The sequence below is a fragment of the Ligilactobacillus sp. WC1T17 genome, assembly GCA_900110005.1.
Classification (GTDB): Bacteria; Bacillota; Bacilli; order Lactobacillales; family Lactobacillaceae; genus Ligilactobacillus; species Ligilactobacillus ruminis_A.
Map to the genome: position 1 here is coordinate 149,770 of FOCC01000004.1, position 17,331 is coordinate 167,100.

16 protein-coding genes are annotated in these 17,331 nt (G+C 38.9%); 12 read left to right on the plus strand and 4 right to left on the minus strand.

All coding sequences use genetic code 11. The features are described from left to right. The first annotated feature begins 11 nt into the window (after positions 1 to 11). Positions 12 to 689, plus strand: coding sequence for a tetratricopeptide repeat protein (locus BMX26_RS03915; protein ID WP_225355199.1), 678 nt, complete (start codon positions 12 to 14; stop codon positions 687 to 689). Then, positions 679 to 3,039: an ATP-dependent RecD-like DNA helicase gene (locus tag BMX26_RS03920; RefSeq protein WP_075530152.1), complete on the plus strand. Its 2,361-nt coding sequence runs from the start codon at positions 679 to 681 to the stop codon at positions 3,037 to 3,039. The genes BMX26_RS03915 and BMX26_RS03920 overlap by 11 nt, the downstream gene beginning before the upstream one ends. Positions 3,040 to 3,070: 31 nt before the next feature. Here BMX26_RS03920 and BMX26_RS03925 read toward each other — a convergent pair whose 3' ends face one another. From BMX26_RS03925 to BMX26_RS03935, 3 genes are all read right to left on the minus strand, one after another. Continuing rightward, the gene (locus BMX26_RS03925; protein ID WP_082272469.1) at positions 3,071 to 4,066 is read right to left on the minus strand and encodes a diacylglycerol/lipid kinase family protein; all 996 of its coding nucleotides are present in this window, start codon (positions 4,064 to 4,066) and stop codon (positions 3,071 to 3,073) included. A 108-nt stretch (positions 4,067 to 4,174) separates the two neighbouring features. Beyond that, entirely contained in the window at positions 4,175 to 5,851 is a 1,677-nt protein-coding gene (gene rnjA, locus BMX26_RS03930; RefSeq protein ID WP_075530154.1) for a ribonuclease J1, read from the minus strand. Then, positions 5,851 to 6,069 (minus strand): DNA-directed RNA polymerase subunit epsilon, encoded by a 219-nt coding sequence (locus tag BMX26_RS03935; protein ID WP_075530155.1) that lies wholly within the window; start codon positions 6,067 to 6,069, stop codon positions 5,851 to 5,853. The genes rnjA and BMX26_RS03935 overlap by 1 nt, the downstream gene beginning before the upstream one ends. 215 nt (positions 6,070 to 6,284) lie before the next feature. On the opposite strand from BMX26_RS03935, the gene BMX26_RS03940 reads away from it, so the two are divergent. Beyond that, the gene (locus BMX26_RS03940) at positions 6,285 to 6,767 is read left to right on the plus strand and encodes a hypothetical protein (protein WP_082272470.1); all 483 of its coding nucleotides are present in this window, start codon (positions 6,285 to 6,287) and stop codon (positions 6,765 to 6,767) included. Between the two features lie 274 nt (positions 6,768 to 7,041). Here the strand turns inward: BMX26_RS03940 and def are convergent, their stop codons facing one another. After that, the gene (def, locus tag BMX26_RS03945; protein WP_075530156.1) at positions 7,042 to 7,593 is read right to left on the minus strand and encodes a peptide deformylase; all 552 of its coding nucleotides are present in this window, start codon (positions 7,591 to 7,593) and stop codon (positions 7,042 to 7,044) included. Positions 7,594 to 7,738: 145 nt separating this feature from the next. Between def and BMX26_RS03950 the strand changes: the two genes are divergently transcribed. The 9 genes from BMX26_RS03950 to BMX26_RS03990 form a co-directional block, all read left to right on the plus strand. Continuing rightward, complete coding sequence (locus BMX26_RS03950) at positions 7,739 to 8,023, plus strand: UPF0223 family protein (RefSeq protein ID WP_075530157.1); 285 nt, start codon at positions 7,739 to 7,741, stop codon at positions 8,021 to 8,023. Between the two features lie 4 nt (positions 8,024 to 8,027). After that, complete coding sequence (locus BMX26_RS03955) at positions 8,028 to 8,795, plus strand: inositol monophosphatase family protein (RefSeq protein ID WP_075530158.1); 768 nt, start codon at positions 8,028 to 8,030, stop codon at positions 8,793 to 8,795. Between the two features lie 146 nt (positions 8,796 to 8,941). Next, entirely contained in the window at positions 8,942 to 10,786 is a 1,845-nt protein-coding gene (typA, locus tag BMX26_RS03960; RefSeq protein WP_075530159.1) for a translational GTPase TypA, read from the plus strand. Positions 10,787 to 10,964: 178 nt separating this feature from the next. Next, positions 10,965 to 11,255 carry a DUF1507 family protein gene (locus BMX26_RS03965; protein ID WP_075530160.1) on the plus strand — a complete coding sequence of 97 codons (291 nt, stop codon included), beginning with the start codon at positions 10,965 to 10,967 and terminating at the stop codon, positions 11,253 to 11,255. Continuing rightward, a complete protein-coding gene (locus BMX26_RS03970) occupies positions 11,252 to 12,466 on the plus strand; it encodes an FtsW/RodA/SpoVE family cell cycle protein (protein ID WP_075530161.1) in 1,215 nt (404 codons plus the stop codon). Before BMX26_RS03965 ends, BMX26_RS03970 begins: the two co-directional genes overlap by 4 nt. A 24-nt stretch (positions 12,467 to 12,490) precedes the next feature. Further along, the gene (locus tag BMX26_RS03975) at positions 12,491 to 15,919 is read left to right on the plus strand and encodes a pyruvate carboxylase (RefSeq protein ID WP_075530162.1); all 3,429 of its coding nucleotides are present in this window, start codon (positions 12,491 to 12,493) and stop codon (positions 15,917 to 15,919) included. 120 nt (positions 15,920 to 16,039) lie between these two features. After that, on the plus strand, positions 16,040 to 16,357 hold the full coding sequence (locus BMX26_RS03980; RefSeq protein ID WP_075530163.1) for a YlbG family protein: 318 nt from the start codon (positions 16,040 to 16,042) through the stop codon (positions 16,355 to 16,357). Then, positions 16,354 to 16,914, plus strand: a complete 561-nt coding sequence (gene rsmD, locus BMX26_RS03985; protein ID WP_075530164.1) for a 16S rRNA (guanine(966)-N(2))-methyltransferase RsmD — start codon at positions 16,354 to 16,356, stop codon at positions 16,912 to 16,914. The genes BMX26_RS03980 and rsmD overlap by 4 nt, the downstream gene beginning before the upstream one ends. Positions 16,915 to 16,995: 81 nt before the next feature. After that, positions 16,996 to 17,331, plus strand: a 336-nt coding sequence (locus BMX26_RS03990; protein WP_143454854.1) for a MerR family DNA-binding transcriptional regulator, incomplete at its 3' end; no start/stop codon positions are given.

A 17,331-nucleotide genomic window follows, 5' to 3' on the forward strand; every position in this document is an offset into this window, starting at 1 on the left:
AAGGTGTTTTTGTGACAGAAAAAATGGAAGACGAACAAACGCAAAAAAAAGTTGAAGCTTTAATTGCTAAGATTGATGCTGATCCTTATAATCCGCAAAATTATTATGCTTTGGGCAGTTTATTAACGCAATTAGGCAGTTTTGAGCAAGCCGAAGAACTCTTTAAAAGAGCCCTCAATGTTTTTGAAAGTGATCCACAAAAACAGGCTTTGCTGCATTATGGTTTAGGTAATGTTTTTTATTCGACGGGGCTTTTTAAAGAAGCTGAGCAGGAATATGCTTATTTGAAAGATTCAGCTTTGCAGGCTGAAGCGATGCTAATGCTGGCTCAAAGTGAAGAAGCTGTCTCAAACCATCAAAAAGCCTTGGCTTATGCGTTGACAGCGTATGAAAAAGGGCAAGACGATACGGCTTTAGCGGCTTGCAGTGTGATGGCGGATGCTTTTTTAGCCTTAGGTAATTTTGCGCAAGCTAAGACGTATTATGACTTGTACTTAAAAGCTAGACCAAAAGACAAGCGGATTTTATTTGCTAGAGGTGTGGTACAGTTAGGCTTAGGTCTGGATGGAACAGCGTATTTTGATAAAGTAAAACAAATCGATGAAAAATATTATCTGGCGAAGATGTCAAATTTAGATGATATTTCCCAGACGTTAAATCACAATAAGGAGTTAGAAAGTGACAGTTGAATATGTTGATGGAAGGGTCAGCAATATTTTATTTGAAGCTAAAACCGGCTTTTATAAGGTGCTTTTGGTTAGCTTACATGATAAATCATTTTCTTGGGACGACAAAGAAATTACTGTCGTTGGCAATTTTGCTGATATTTTAACAGGAAGCGATTATCATTTTGAAGGTAATTTAATAACCCACAATCGTTATGGACAGCAATTTAAAGCCCAGACATATCAAGCTAAAGCCCTCTCAACGTCAGATGGAGTTATTAAATATTTAGCTTCTGATTATTTTCCAGGTATTGGAACTAAGACGGCTGAAAAAATTGTCTCCATTTTAGGTAAAGATGCTATTAATATTTTACTCAGTGATGAAAATCAAGTTGATAAACTAGGTTTGACTGAAAAACAAAAAGGCGTTTTAATGCAGGGACTTTTGGAAAATAATGGGACTTCACAAGTAATTGTGGAACTGGAAAAGATGGGTTTTTCAAACCACATGGTTGAAACGATTATTGATTGCTATCAAGAAAAAACGCTAGAGGTTATCCGCTATAACCCTTATGATTTAGTCGGTAAGGTCTCAGGAATGAGTTTTAAGCGTCTTGACCACATAGCTAATCAAATCGCAGCTGATGATCCTAAAAGAATTTTAGGCGGGCTATTGGCTGTTTTAAGTAAAACGTGCCGAGATAATGGTGATACTTATATGACAGCTGATGCTTTGCTCGAGCAGGTATTGAAGCTCTTAAAAGAAAGCCGACCTACTGGAGCAGAGTTATCTTTTGATAAAATCAGTGATGTGCTGATTCAAGCTGGACAAAAAGGACAGGTCGTTATTATTGAGCAGCGTGTTTATTTGAAAAAATTGTATGATGCTGAAAGAGAGATTGCCGCAGGATTGGCACGTTTGATGCAAAATGATACTTTGCCTCATTATGAAGAGCAGGTATTAGATGAGCAATTAGAAGAGATTGAGCAGGAATTAGGGATTAGCTACGGCAAAGATCAAGCCCAAGCTATTAAACAAGCGTTGCAAACTCCTATCTTTTTGCTGACAGGTGGTCCAGGAACCGGGAAAACAACGATTATTCGTGGCATTTGCGAATTATATTTGCGGTTGAACTCAATTGATAGTGATGACAACTTAATTAAATTAGCAGCTCCGACTGGTAGAGCAGCCCAAAAATTAGCTAGTGCTACGACCCTAGATGCTTCAACAATTCATCACTTACTGGGAATTACAGCGGATACGACTGATGTTAATGATTTAAAAGAAATTTACGGACGCCTTTTGATTGTGGATGAATCTTCGATGATTGATACCCAATTAATGCAGTTTTTAGTGAGCTGTATTGATGATGGCACGCAGGTTATCTTTTGCGGGGATAAAAATCAGTTGCCATCCGTGGGACCCGGCAGCATTTTTTCCGATATGCTTGCATCCAAAGTTATTCCGCAAGTAGAACTCAAAAAAATTTACCGCCAAGGTGCAGGATCGACGATTGTTACTTTAGCCAAGGACATTGTGGAAGGCCAAATTCCTTCTGATTTGGCAATTAAGACATCCGACCGATCTTTTATCGCATGTCAAGACAATCAAGTTTCAGGTACAATTGCTAATATCGTAGAGAAAATCACGGCTAAAAAATTGGCTCCGGCAAAAAATATACAAGTTTTAGCGCCAATGTATAGGGGTAGTGCAGGCATTGACCAACTAAATGCTGCTTTGGCGCCACTTTTAAATCCTAAACGGGCTGATGCTAAAAAAATCAGTATAGGTGAGCGGGAATTTAGGATTGGCGACCGTGTATTGCAGTTAAAAAATGATGCTGAAAAAGGTATTTATAACGGCGATATAGGCTATATCACGTCAATTACGGAGGCCAAAAAGGAAAGTGATGCGATGGTCTATGTTAACTTTGAAGGACGGGAAGTCGTTTTAGCGCCTAATGATTTGTATAATTTAACCCTTGCTTATGCCATGTCGATTCACAAATCACAGGGCAGTGAATTTCCGTTGGTCATTATTCCGATGGTAAAGCAATATCAGCGGATGTATGCGCGTAATTTGCTATATACTGCTATTACGCGTGCAAAAGAAAAATTAATTTTAATTGGCGATTTGCAGGCTTATGCTGATTGTATTATGACTGAGTCATTAAACCGGAAAACAACACTCAAAGACTTTTTATGTGAGCAGTTTGGTGTTGAAGTGGTACCCAAAAAAGATGGCGAATCAAAAAAAACGCAAGTAGTTAAGGATGGTAAAACTGCTTTTATTTTGACACCACAACTAGTGAATTATGCGCAAATTGACCCTATGATTGGGATGGAAGGTTTGACGCCCAAAGATTTTATGTAAAAAATAACCGTTGAAACGCTGGTTTCAACGGTTATTTTGCTGGTTTACGCTTTTCTAACTCAATACCGGAAATATTCATCCAAAATGGATATTGGGTGACATTAAAGAAAATATCAAAGTATTTGTTGCCAATTTCTTCACCGTCAATTTGACCAAATTCTAAAGAATTAACGATGAGGTGAATTTCAGAACTCTTATAATGATGCAGATAAGGCAACTTTAACTGCTTATTAAAATACATCAAGATGACTAATAGCAAAAATTTGAAAAAATTAAGATTTTCGGCAATTAATAAATCAAGTTGATGATCTTTAGCATTAGCAGTTGGATTTAAGACAATACCATTGTCGAAAATAGGATGGTTGGCGACATTGATAAAAGCGACTTTTTTATAAAAATAATATTTATCCGCAATACGCAGGGTAGTGGCAAATGCCTCTTGATTAAGCAAGGCGTCAAAAACACAAACGAGGTAAGCTAAAAACTTCAGATGCATTTTATTAAGCCAGCGCTGCAAGCGCTTATGTTTATGTGCTTGCGCATCGAGACTGACAATAAAGGCATCTAAGCCAATACCGAAATCGTTGACGAAAAAACCGTGGTCATCATGTGTTAATTCATGGTATTCGCCAATATCGTAATAAACCGGTTCTGTGGCAGATAATACCTGGTCTAGGGCATCTAACGGGTTAGTTGCGATGCCAATGCCTTGAGCAAAAGCATTGGTCTCACCTGTAGGAATGAAGGCAAGCGGAGTTTGGTCGTAAGGGGTATCTTTAATGCCATTCAAAACTTCGGTTAAAGTCCCATTACCGCCGACTACCATTACAACTGTTTCCTTAGCTTCTGGTTCATTTAATTTAGCTAAATAGCGACTGGTTAATTTCCTAGCATGACCAGTTTTTTTGGTTTTATGAAAGCTATAGGCGATATGCCGCTGATCAAGGCGCTGTCGGATTTCAGTCCAAGTACTGACACTTTTTCCGTTAGCAGCTTGGTCATTTACGATAATGAAAAACGTTTTCAACGTTTTTTTCCTCCATTCAATACTTCTGTAAGCATTGTATACTAAAAATTATAAAGATACAAGTTCAGCTAAAAAAGGACTGAGGAATACTCAGTCCTTTTTGTCGTATTAAATAGTCACGAGCATTGGCAAAATTAGTGGCCGCCGTTCTGTTTTATCAAATAAGAAGTTTTGCAAGTCAGAAACGATGGCTTCTTTGAGCATAGCTTCAGTGACGTGTTCATTTTTAAAGGTATGCTTAATAGATCTGAAGACCCGTCTACGTCCTTGAGTGATTAATTCACCTGATTCACGCATATAGATAAAGCCGCGTGATAATAAATCAGGGCCAGCTAAAACGGTCTTCTTCTTCATATCGATAGTGGCAACAACCACAACTAAACCTTCTTCCGACAAGACTTTGCGGTCACGTAAGACTACATTGCCGATATCACCAATACCGGAGCCGTCAACATAGACATCTTCAGCATTGAAATGTCCGGCAACCCGGGCTGAATCGCTAGTTAAGGCTAAAACATCACCATTTTGCAAGATAAAGCAATTTTCCTTAAGAACATCACAATCTTGAGCCAAACCGGTATGAATTTTCAGCATCCGGTATTCACCGTGAACCGGCATGAAGAATTTAGGCTTCATTAAGCGCAGCATCAATTTTTGTTCTTCTTGGCCACCGTGACCGGAAGCATGGATATTATTAACTTTACCATGGATAACAGTTGCACCGGCTTCTTCAAGTTCATTAATGACTTTATTAACACTTAAGGTATTACCTGGAATAGGTGAACTGGAGAAGACTACCGTGTCGCCTGGTTGAATGGAAACCTGCCGGTGAGTACCGTTAGCAATTCGACTTAAAGCGGCCATAGGTTCACCTTGCGAACCTGTGCAAAGAATCATGACCTGGTTTGCGGGCAAACTGTTGATTTCACGAGCATCAACCAAAGCGTCATCAGGAATATTTAAATAGCCTAATTCCCGGCCGTTGACGATAGCTGCTTCCATACTACGTCCAAAAACAGCAATTTTACGCCCTTTATTTACGGCAGCATCGGCAGCTTGTTGGATACGAGAAATATTAGAAGCAAAGGTGGCAAAAATAACACGTCCTTCAACTTCTTCAAAGATACGGCGAATCGATTTACCGACCCAGCGTTCTGATTTCGTGAAGTTGGGAATTTCAGCATTCGTACTATCAGATAAGAGACACAACACGCCTTCGTCACCGAGCCGAGCCATCTTTTGCAAGTTAGGCGGCTGGTTGGTAATCGGCGTCAGGTCAAATTTGTAATCCCCCGTGCAGACAATGGTACCGGATGGTGTCTTAATAGCAGCACCCAAAGTATCGGGAATTGAGTGAGTTGTTCTGAAAAAAGAAACACTGGTTTTGCGGAACTTAAGAACCGTATCTTCGTTAATTTCATGCAGTTCTGTAGTTTTCAGCAATCCATGTTCTTCTAATTTGCTTTTGATTAAAGCAAGCGCCAAAGGTCCAGCGTAAATAGGGACATTTACTTGCTTAAGCAAATAAGGGATACCACCGATATGGTCTTCGTGACCGTGGGTGATAACCAAAGCTTTAATTTTTTGCTGATTTGCAACTAAGTATTGATAGTTAGGGATGACATAATCGATGCCTAAAAGGTCATCTTCAGGAAATTTAATCCCGGCATCTACGACGATAATCTCGTCTTGAAATTGGATACCATAGGTATTTTTTCCGATTTCACCCAATCCGCCGAGTGCAAAAACGGCGGTTTCATTATTTCTAACGTTGAGTTTTTTCATTATTTGTTAAACTCCGTGAGCTTATAATTAGGGCTGTTTTTTTCATATTCCAAAGAAGCTTCGTCGAGTTGTTCAATGAATTCAACATTGTATTCGGTGTTAGATTCAACTAAAATCCGAGCTTCAGGTTCTGAACTAGCCTCAAGGTACAACACTTCCGTATTTTCACGGCGTGGGTTGATACGTTTTGATGGTTGGTAATATACTTTAAAGATCATAATGATCCTCCTTTAAAAAATAATTTGCCAAGAAAGGCATTTACAAAAAATTAGCTTTCCGAACATCGATTGTTTTCACAACAGTTACTAATATTTTAACATAACTTTGGCTGCAAGTATACTAAGCCGACTTTGCAGGTGTCAAAAGCCATCTTTTATGTGCTGATGCGGTATAATATAACAAAGAAGACTAACGAGGAAAAGAAGCGGTGAATATGAGTATTATTTATATTTTGATAGTAATGATGATTGTCTTAATAGGCGGCTATATTATAAACCGAATGCATCGGAAAAAAGCCTTACTCTTACTGCAAAATACAAATTTAAAGGTTACCAGTCAAGCATTTTTTGACAGCGTTGAAGCGGTCAGCACCGCCCACTTTGATGGAAAAAGGGCCCAAAAGTTTAAAGAGCCAGCCTTGATAGCTGATGTTTGGGGCAAGGGTGTGATGGCTTTTGAGTATATGTTTGATACACCTGAACTGACGGTTAAAGAATTAGCAGATATCAAAGAACAACTGACAGCATCCCTTGCTATTTATGCCCAAAAAAATCACTTGGCGCACTTAGAAGGCTGTAAAACTTTTGTGGTGTCTGATATTTGGTTGTTTGCCGGTGTTTTGCATATCGATATTTCTTATGTAGTCAACGATGCCACGAAAAACTACCTGCATGACATTAAAGCTGCTAATGAATAAAAAGCAACGATGTATAAAAAATACGTGTTTGGCTTATATGATTTGAAGTTTTACACATTTGTTGTGTCATAATGAAACTCCGGTTTTTGGCAAGCTGCATTGATTTCTTTAAACAGATTAAAGAAGTGTGTCAAGCGGGTTGCCGGCTGGTGGACTTTAGGAACTAGTCTACGTTAGAAAAGCCGTGTTTGACAATAAGCTCCGATAAAAAGCTAAATGATACAAAAGCATGTGTTTAGATTACAAAAAAGGCTGGGAAAAATCCCAGTCTTTTTTATAGTAATAATAAATTATCAGGTTTATAGAACGGATTTTCCTTGTTAATGTGGTCAAAGAACATGATACCGTTTAAGTGGTCGATTTCATGTTGAACGACAATTGCAGTATAGTCGCGCAAGCGTTCAATGTGTTCATTACCGTCAAGGTCATACCAGCGTAATTTAATTTTTTCATGACGCGGAACATAGCCTGGAACGTCACGGTCGACGGAAAGACAACCTTCGCCTTCAGCCAGGGCCATCATTTGAACCGATTCGCTTAAAATGGTGGGGTTGACCAAAACATGTTTGAAAAGAGGTTCGCCATTTTCATCAGGCACCAAAACAGCTGTCATTCGTTTAGAAGCGTTGACTTGTGGAGCAGCTAAGCCTACACCGGCACGCAATTTATATTTTTTGGCAATTTCTTCATTTTGGCTATTTTCCAAAAATTCCATCAGATCATGAGCCAATTTTTTATCATCGTCACTCAATGGGAAGGTAAACTTTTCTGCTCTTTCACGTAAAGTAGGGTGCCCTTCGCGGATAATGTCATCCATTGTTAGCAAAATTACATTCCTCCAAAAATTTAGTTTCTAAAATTAATCATAACATGTTTTTACTTAGACTTTAACTTTTTTGCTTGATTTTTTTTGAAAATAGATGTGATATAATAAAATAATATAGTTAAATTAAAATGAAAGCGGTGCTAAGATGAGTACAAGTAATGTTTCCTACCCTCTGATGCCAGAATGGTCAACAGCTGAAATTATTGCAATGTCTGCCTTTTATGCAGCTGTGGAAGACCTGAATACAGTAGGGATTAAGCGGGATGAATTTATGGAGCACTATCACCATTTTTTGGCAATTGAACCGGCTAAAGCAGCTCAAAAACAGTTGGATAAGGCTTTTGAAAAAGAAACAGGTTTTTCCATTTACCGCTCGGTACAATATGTTTTAGCTCATGAACAAAAAAACGTTAAATTTACGGGAAAGTGAAAGCATGGATTGGACAATAATTAATGAAAAGGTGCAGGCTTGGATGCAAGAAGCGCGGCAGCTTATTTTAAAAAGACGCACTCAAGCACTTAAAATTGACGAAAAAACCAGCCGCTTGGACTTGGTTACCAACGTTGATTGTGAAATTGAAAGCTTTTATACAAAAAAAATCATGGCAGCTTTTCCCAATTCAGAAATTTTTGGTGAAGAACACGGAAAACAGCATGAAACTAAGCAGGCAGACCTGTTATGGATTATCGACCCGATTGACGGGACGATGAATTTTATTAAGCAGGCTGCTAACTATGCCAGCATGATTGCTATTTATGAAAATGGTCATGAAAAGCTGGGATATATCTTAGATGTAGCTCAAAATAAGCTTTACTGGGGGGGACCTGAGTGTGGTGTTTTTTGTAACGAAACAAAGCTCAATCCGCCTGAAAACTTAGCTTTGGAGCAAGGACTAATCGGAATTGGCGGCAGGATGCTGCTGGCTAATTATCTGCATGTACAGGATGCCTGCCAAGCTAGCTTGGGAATCAGAATTTCAGGTAGTGCTGGGATGGAATTTATAAATGTCTTGAGCGGAAAAACAATTGCCTACCTGTCGCATCTCAAGCCTTGGGATTATGCTGCTGGAAAAATAATGGCAGAAACTTTAGGTTTAGTCGTGAAAACGATTGACGGAAACCCTCTTGCTGTGCTATCATCAAGTGATGTATTAGTAGCGACGAAAAATGCGCAACAAGGAATTCTCAAATGGTTGAGATAGTTAGTTAGCTGTGACGAAGGTCACAGTTTTTATATGCTGATTTATGAAAATACCTACCTATTTTTTCTTAAAGAAAGTGAAAATGATTAACTAGTTTTCTTGAAAGCATTATTTCCAGCATACCGATTTGAAAGGAAGAAAAAATTTTGAAAACACGTGATGATATTCGTAACGTTGCGATTATTGCCCATGTCGATCATGGTAAGACAACTTTAGTTAACGAATTATTGAAGCAGTCTGATACTTTAAATGCACATACAGAAATCGGCGATCGTGCACTTGATTCTAACGATATTGAAAAGGAACGTGGGATTACTATCCTTTCCAAGACGACAGCGGTTAAATATAAAGATAAGCAAATTAACATTGTTGATACACCAGGGCACGCTGACTTCGGTGGTGAAGTTGAACGTATCATGAAAATGGTTGACGGTGTTTTATTGATTGTTGATGCTTTTGAAGGTACTATGCCTCAAACACGTTTTGTTTTGAAAAAAGCGTTAGATCAACACTTGACACCAATCGTTGTTATCAACAAGATTGACCGTCCTGGCGCTCGTCCTGAAGAAGTTGTTGATGAAGTTTTAGACTTGTTCATTGAACTTGGCGCTGATGAAGATCAATTGGAATTCCCTGTTATTTATGCGTCAGCTATGAACGGGACTTGCTCTTTTGATTCAAATCCTGATAAACAAGAACATACCATGGATCCAATCTTCAACACTATTTTAGATACAATTCCAGCACCAGTTGATAACTCAGATGAACCATTACAATTCCAAGTTTCAATGCTTGATTATAATGAATTTGTTGGCCGTATCGGGATTGGCCGTGTCTTCCGCGGTACAATCAAGGTGGGAGATCAAGTTACGGTTATGAAACTTGATGGTTCCCAAAAGAACTTCCGTGTTACGAAGCTATTTGGTTTCTTAGGTTTGCAACGGGTTGAAATTAACGAAGCTAAGGCCGGCGACTTGATTGCTGTTTCCGGTATGGATGATATCTTCGTTGGTGAAACAGTTTGTCCAGTTGATCATCCAGAAGCTTTGCCTATTTTGCGGATTGATCCACCTACTTTGCAAATGACTTTTATGACTAACACCAGCCCATTTGTTGGCCGTGAAGGTGAACATGTTACTGCACGCAAGTTGGAAGATCGTCTTAAAGTTCAACTTCATACTGATGTTTCTTTGCGGGTTGAAGATACTGAATCACCAGATGCTTGGACTGTTTCCGGCCGTGGTGAATTGCACTTGTCAATCTTGATTGAAATGTTGCGCCGTGAAGGCTTTGAACTTGCTGTTTCCCGTCCAAAGGTTATTTATCGTGAAGTCGACGGTCAATTATGCGAACCATTCGAAAGTGTTATTATTGATACACCGGATGAATATACTGGTGCTGTTATTGATTCAATGGCACAACGCAAGGGTGACATGCTCAATATGGAACCAAACGGCAATGGGACCACAAGATTGGAATTCTCAACACCAACACGTGGCTTAATCGGTTACGATTCACAATTCTTGTCTATGACACGCGGTTATGGTATTTTGAACCATACTTTCGCAGAATACAAGCCGGTTATCCGCAACTGGGAACCAGGTCGTCGTAATGGTGCTTTGGTTTCTATTAATCAAGGTAAGGCAACGACTTATGCTATCATGGGTGTTGAAGGCCGTGGGACAATCTTTGTAGATCCAGGTACAGAAGTTTATGAAGGTATGATTGTTGGTCAATCTTCCCGTGAACGTGATATTTCCGTTAATGTTACTAAAGGCAAGAACATGACTAACGTTCGTTCATCTAACAAGGACCAAACAGCTACAATCAAGAAGCCAACTCACTTAACACTTGAAGAATCACTTGAATTCTTGAACGAAGATGAACTTTTGGAAATCACTCCAGAATCAATTCGCTTGCGCAAGACTATTTTGGAAACTAACGCACGTGAAAAGGCTGCCAAGAAGGCTGCTCGTCAAACACAAGACTAAAAAATAAGACCATCGCTTGTCAGCGGTGGTTTTTTTGTGGTTGAACTTGCAATTTATTTTTAAAACAAGGATAATTGAAAGGAAGTTAGGCTCCAAAGGCAGTAGGATAAATTGCTCATTTTATCACAACACTGTAAGAGCTGTTTATGTTATAATTCGGGTATGGGAGGAAAATCAGATGAGTGAAACCCTTTCAAAAAGTGAAGCTCTCAATATTTTATATAAAGATGCTGATAATATTCGTTACTCACTGAGCAAGCAGCGCAATTTCTTGTGTTTAACTGATTGTCCTGCTTTTGAAGAAGTAGCGGATACTAAAATTTACGGCTTAACGTGCGAAGTTAAATTTGCTGTTAATTGCGGCCTTTTATCACCAACGGAAGGGCAGGCATTAATTAAAGATTTAGAAAATGATTTAGACCAAATGCGCCTTGAAGCTTTAAAAGATAAAAAGGGGCAAAGTAAATGAAGATAATGAATCGTTTGGTGCATAATTTTGATTTTGAAATTTTTGTACCTTATGTTTTGCTGAGCATTTTCGGCTGTTTGATGATTTTTTCAGCTAGTTCAATTAATTTAACTTATGTATCAGTCAATGATTCATCTTATATGGTTAGACAATTGATGTATGTTACGGGTGGAATAGGGCTCTTTTTTGCGGCAGGCCTGGTAAACTTAAGCTTTTTCAGGTCGGCCAACGTGCTTTTAGGATTTATGCTGCTAGTGTTTTTGGGACTTGTGCTGGTCTTAGCGGTGGGTGACACTATCAATGGGGCTAAAGCTTGGCTTAGTTTAGGGCCTGTTAATATTCAACCGTCAGAATTTTTGAAATTATTTTTTATTTTATATTTTGCCAATTATTTTGATGGTGCAATTCCCTATTTTATGAAAAAAAAGACGTTAAAACACTGGCGTTTCACTGTAATTATGACACTTTTGATGCTGTTCTTATTAATCAAGGAACCGGATTATGGCGGTTTGTTAATTGATTTAGCCATTATTTTCATGATGCTGATGTCTTTTTTGGCCGGAATTTCGCGGAAGAATGAATTATTAGTAGAGGGAAGCGTCTTTTTAGTAATTCCAAGTGTAGTAACAATAGTGTTAGTTGGAATGAAGAAGCTGAATTATGCGCATCTACAAATCCCTTTCTTGAAAAACTATGTTTTAAAACGTTTTGAAGGTTTTGCACAACCATTTAAATATGTCGCTTCTTCTGGTAAACAGCTAGTTAATTCTTACATTGCCCTAGGAAATGGCGGCTTGCTTGGCTTAGGGCTGGGGAATAGTATTCAAAAACGTGGCTATTTACCAGAGCCTTATACCGACTTTATTTTATCGGTTATTGCTGAAGAAGTTGGCATATTGGGTGTCTTATTTGTGCTTATTTGTCTTGCTTTTTTGATTATCCGAACGATTATTATCGGTGCTAGGGCTGGGACAGTGTATGAACGGTTAGTGTGCTATGGTATTGCCACTTTGATGCTGATTCAAGCCAGTTTAAATATTGGGGCTGTTTGCGGTTTGTTGCCGATTACTGGGGTTACGTTGCCTTTTGTATCATATGGTGGATCCAGCATGTTGATGCTGTCCACTTGTTTAGGCATTGTCTTTAATATCTCAGGGCGACAAAAAGCTCACAAGCAACGTAAGAAAATGTTAAATAAAAATCATAATTAAGTATTATAGAAAGCGGTGTTATCGATGAAGAAAATCTTGATTGCTAATCGTGGGGAAATTGCTATTCGCATTATTCGCGCTTGTCATGAACTCCATTTAAAGACCGTAGCTATTTATGCTAAGGAAGATGAATATGGGGTCCATCGCTTTAGAGCTGACGAAGCATATTTAGTCGGTAAGGGCAAAAAACCGATTGATGCTTATTTAGATATGGATGATATTATCCGGATTGCCAAAATGACTGGTGCCGATGCGATTCATCCAGGCTACGGTTTTTTATCTGAAAATGAAGAATTTGCGCAAAAATGTGAAGATGCCGGTATTATTTTTATCGGACCAACAGTCAGACAATTGCAAATGTTCGGTGATAAAGTTGAAGCCAAAGAAGTGGCTCATAAAGCTGGGCTGAAGACGATTCCAGGTTCAGATGATCCGGTAAAATCCTTAGAAGAAGTTCAAGCTTTTGCCCACAAATATGGCTATCCGATTATGGTAAAAGCCATCATGGGTGGCGGTGGCCGCGGTATGCGGGTTGTTCATAGTGATGATGAATTGCCGGAAGCTTATGATCGGGCTCGTTCAGAAGCTAAGCAATCATTTGGCGATTCTGACTTATACGTGGAAAAATATTTGGAAAATCCTAAGCATATCGAAGTTCAAATTTTAGGTGATAAGCATGGAAATGTTTTGCACCTGTTCGAACGTGATTGTTCTGTGCAGCGCCGGCATCAAAAGGTAATTGAATTTGCACCAAGCATCGTTTTAAGTCCCAAACGGCGTCAAGAAATTTGTCAAGCAGCGGTTAATTTAGCTAAAAGCGTGCACTATCAAAATGCCGGGACAGTTGAATTTTTGGTGACCAAAGATGAATTTTACTTCATTGAAGTCAACCCTAGAATCCAAGTGGAACACACCACGACTGAAATGATTACGGAAATTGATTTAGTGCAGGCGCAAATTCAAATTGCAGCTGGCAAGGAATTGTTTAAAGATTTGCATCTGCCGACACAAGATAAATTAACCTTCCACGGTTGTGCAATCCAATGCCGGATTACCACGGAAGATCCCGAAAATAACTTTATGCCGGATACTGGCAAGATTGAAACGTACCGGTCACCAGGTGGTTTTGGCGTTCGGTTAGACGGCGGGAATGCTTATGCTGGGGCTGTAGTAACGCCATACTTTGATTCTTTATTAGTTAAAGCTTGTGTGCAAGCTAAAGAATTCAATGATGCTGCCAATAAAATGGACCGGGTTTTAAGTGAATTTAGAATTCGTGGTGTTAAGACAAATATTGAATTTATGCGCAAGGTTATTAACCATCCTGTGTTTAGAGCAGGCAAAGCACATACAACCTTTATTGATAATACGCCGGAATTATTTAAGGTTCAAAAAAAGCCAAGCACCGATACCCAGTTATTGAAATATATCAGTGACGTGACCGTTAATGGCTTTCCAGGGGTTACTAGACATGATAAAGCCTTTGTGCCTGATGTTAGATTAGAAGATGATTTTGCTAGTGAATCACAAGTCGTTAATGCCAAGAGCATTTTTGATGAACAGGGTGCTGATAAGGCGATGCAATGGGTTAAAGATCAAAATCGCGTCTTATTGACAGATACCTCAATGCGGGATGCCCACCAAAGCCTATTTGCAACGCGCATGCGGACGAAAGATATGGCACCTGTCATCAATGTTTATGACAAAGCCTTCCCGCACCTCTTCTCAGCTGAATGTTGGGGGGGCGCAACTTTTGATGTAGCTTACCGCTTCTTAAATGAAGATCCATGGGAACGGTTGAAATTAATGCGGCAAAAGATGCCGCATACTTTGCTGCAAATGCTTTTACGCGGTTCCAATGCGGTTGGTTATAAAAATTATCCCGACAACGTTTTAAAAGCCTTTATCGAAAAGAGTGCCCAAGATGGGGTCGATGTCTTTAGAGTTTTTGACTGCTTAAATTGGATTGAACAAATGGAAAATCCATTGAAGTATGTCAGAGACGCGGGTAAGATTGCTGAAGGTACGATGTGCTACACCAGTGATGTTTTAAACCCAGCTGAAACTAAGTATACGATTGATTACTACGTCAAATTGGCTAAGCAGCTGGTTGATTGCGGTTCACAAATTATTGCAATTAAAGATATGGCAGGTTTGTTGAAGCCAAAGGCAGCATATGAATTGGTTGGTGCCTTGAAAGAAGCCGTTGATGTGCCAATCCATCTGCATACGCATGATACCACAGGTAATGGGGTTGCTACTTATGTACAAGCTGCCAGAGCTGGGGTTGATGTGGTTGATGTTGCCTGCAGTGCTTTAGCTGGGACCACCAGTCAACCAAGTATGGGCAGTTTGTATTATGCGATGGAGGGCAATGTCCGCCAACCACAAATTAATATGGAAAATCTTGAAAAAGTTAACAATTATTGGGCTGGTATTAAGCCATTTTACCAAGATTTCATGAATGGAATTACTTCGCCACAACCATCAATTTATCAAACTGAGATGCCTGGTGGGCAATATTCTAATTTGGAACAGCAAGCCAAAGCCTTAGGTATTAGCGATTTTGAATTGGTCAAGGCTAAGTATCGCGAAGTAAATAAACTTTTGGGCAATATCATCAAGGTAACCCCAAGTTCTAAAGTAGTAGGCGATATGGCTATCTTTATGATTCAAAATAATCTTGATGCTGACAATATTTTGGAACGAGGAAAAGTGCTAGACTTTCCAGACTCAGTGGTTAACTTCTTTTATGGTGGCTTAGGTCAGCCATATGGCGGCTTCCCAAAGGACTTGCAAAAAGTAGTTTTGAAGGACAAAAAGCCAATTACGGTTCGTCCAGGTAGTTTGTTAAAAGATGTGGACTTTGATCAGGTACGTACAGAGTTGGCAGCGAAGATTAAGCGTGATCCAAGCGATGAAGAAGTTTTGAGTTATATTTTATATCCTGATGTCTTCTTGACATACAACGAAACATCCGAACGTTTCGGTTCAATGCAATATTTAGCTACAACGGTCTTTTATCAAGGCATGCGGCAAGATGAAACCATCCATGTTGATTTTGCACCAGGCCGGTCAGCGATTATCCGCTTAGATTCGATTTCTGAAGCTGATGAAGAAGGTAACCGGGTCGTCTTCTTCTCTTTGAATGGGCAAAATACCCGAATCATTATTCATGATAAGAGCAAAAAGGCTAAGATTAAGGCTATTCCAAAGGCAGAACCAACAAATCCAAATCATATCGGGGCAACTTTGAGCGGTTCAGTTACTGAAGTTTTGGTTCAAAAGAATCAAGTCGTTAAGAAAGGCGAACCATTGTTGGTTACAGAAGCAATGAAAATGGAAACAACCATTAAAGCTCCACACGATGGGCGTGTCAGTCATATCTATGTTAAAGCAGGCGATGTGCTTGAAAGTCAAGATCTGCTGTTGGAATTAGAACCCGTTAAATAAGCAAAAAGACAGGTTTGGTATTACGGTGCCAAACTTGTTTTTTGCTTTTATCAGGGGATTTTTTTGATTGACAAAATATTCTTTTGCTTAAATAATAAATTATATGTAAGGAGGGATTAGGTGGAATTTGAAATTAATCCGCGTCAAAGCGTCATTGTTTATTTAAGTCATTTAAGACAGGCAAAACAATTACGTAAATTTGGCACCATCAACTATGTATCCCGTAATATGAAATATGTAGTGCTTTATATGGATCAAGCTAAGGTTGAAGAAAACGTAAAAAAAATGCAAAAGCTGCGTTTTATTAAAAAAATAGAAATTTCAGCGCGGCCAACATTAAGAACAGAATACAGCAGCCAAACTGCTTCGGAATTTAAACCGACCGAAGAAGATCAAGAAAAATTCAAACAACTAAAAGAGGCAGGTAAGATTGTATGAGAGTGATTGCAGGCGAATTTGGCGGACGGCGGTTAAAAGCGGTTCCGGGAATGAAGACAAGACCGACGACTGATAAAGTTAAAGAATCAATGTTTAATATTATCGGGCCTTATTTTGACGGCGGAAATGTTTTAGACTTATTTGGCGGCAGTGGCGGTTTAAGTATTGAAGCTGTTTCGCGTGGAGCTGATAGTGCAACCTTAATTGATCGGCAATATCAAGCTATTAAGACTATCAATGAAAATATTGCATTGACTAAGGCCAAAGACCGTTTTCGCGTCATTAAAGGCGATACTAATAAAGTTATTTTAGCGTTAGCCAAAGAAGCTCAAAAATTTGATTATGTCTTTTTAGATCCGCCTTATAAAGAACAGCAAATTGTGAAATTGTTGCAGCAAATTGATCAGTTGCGCTTGCTTAATCCAGAAGCCTTGATTATTTGTGAAACCGATCAAATGGCTAAACTGCCGGAAGATTTAACGGGGTATACTTTTTTAAAACATACCGATTATGGTATTACTGAATTGACTTTTTATCGTTATCAAGGAGTTGATTAACTACTCAAGAAAATATAGAATAAAATAGAATTATACGTTATAATATAACCACAGAAAGAAAAAATGTAGGTGGTTATTATTATGACAATGATGAAACCAAAAGAAATGGCTGAACGATTAGGCGTTACGGTTAGAACCTTACAGATATGGGATAAAAAGGGAATTCTAAAAGCTTATCGAACACCCACTAATCGAAGATACTATACAGAAGAACAGTACCTGGAATATACTGGCCAATCATTGCAAAATAAACGTCTGAACGTAGCTTACGCTAGAGTATCAAATACTAGTCAAAAAGATGATTTAAAAAATCAAATTAACTTTATTAGACAATACGTTAATGCTAAGGGCGTTATTTTAGATGATGTAATCAGTGATATTGGCAGTGGACTTAACTATAACCGAAAAAATTGGAAC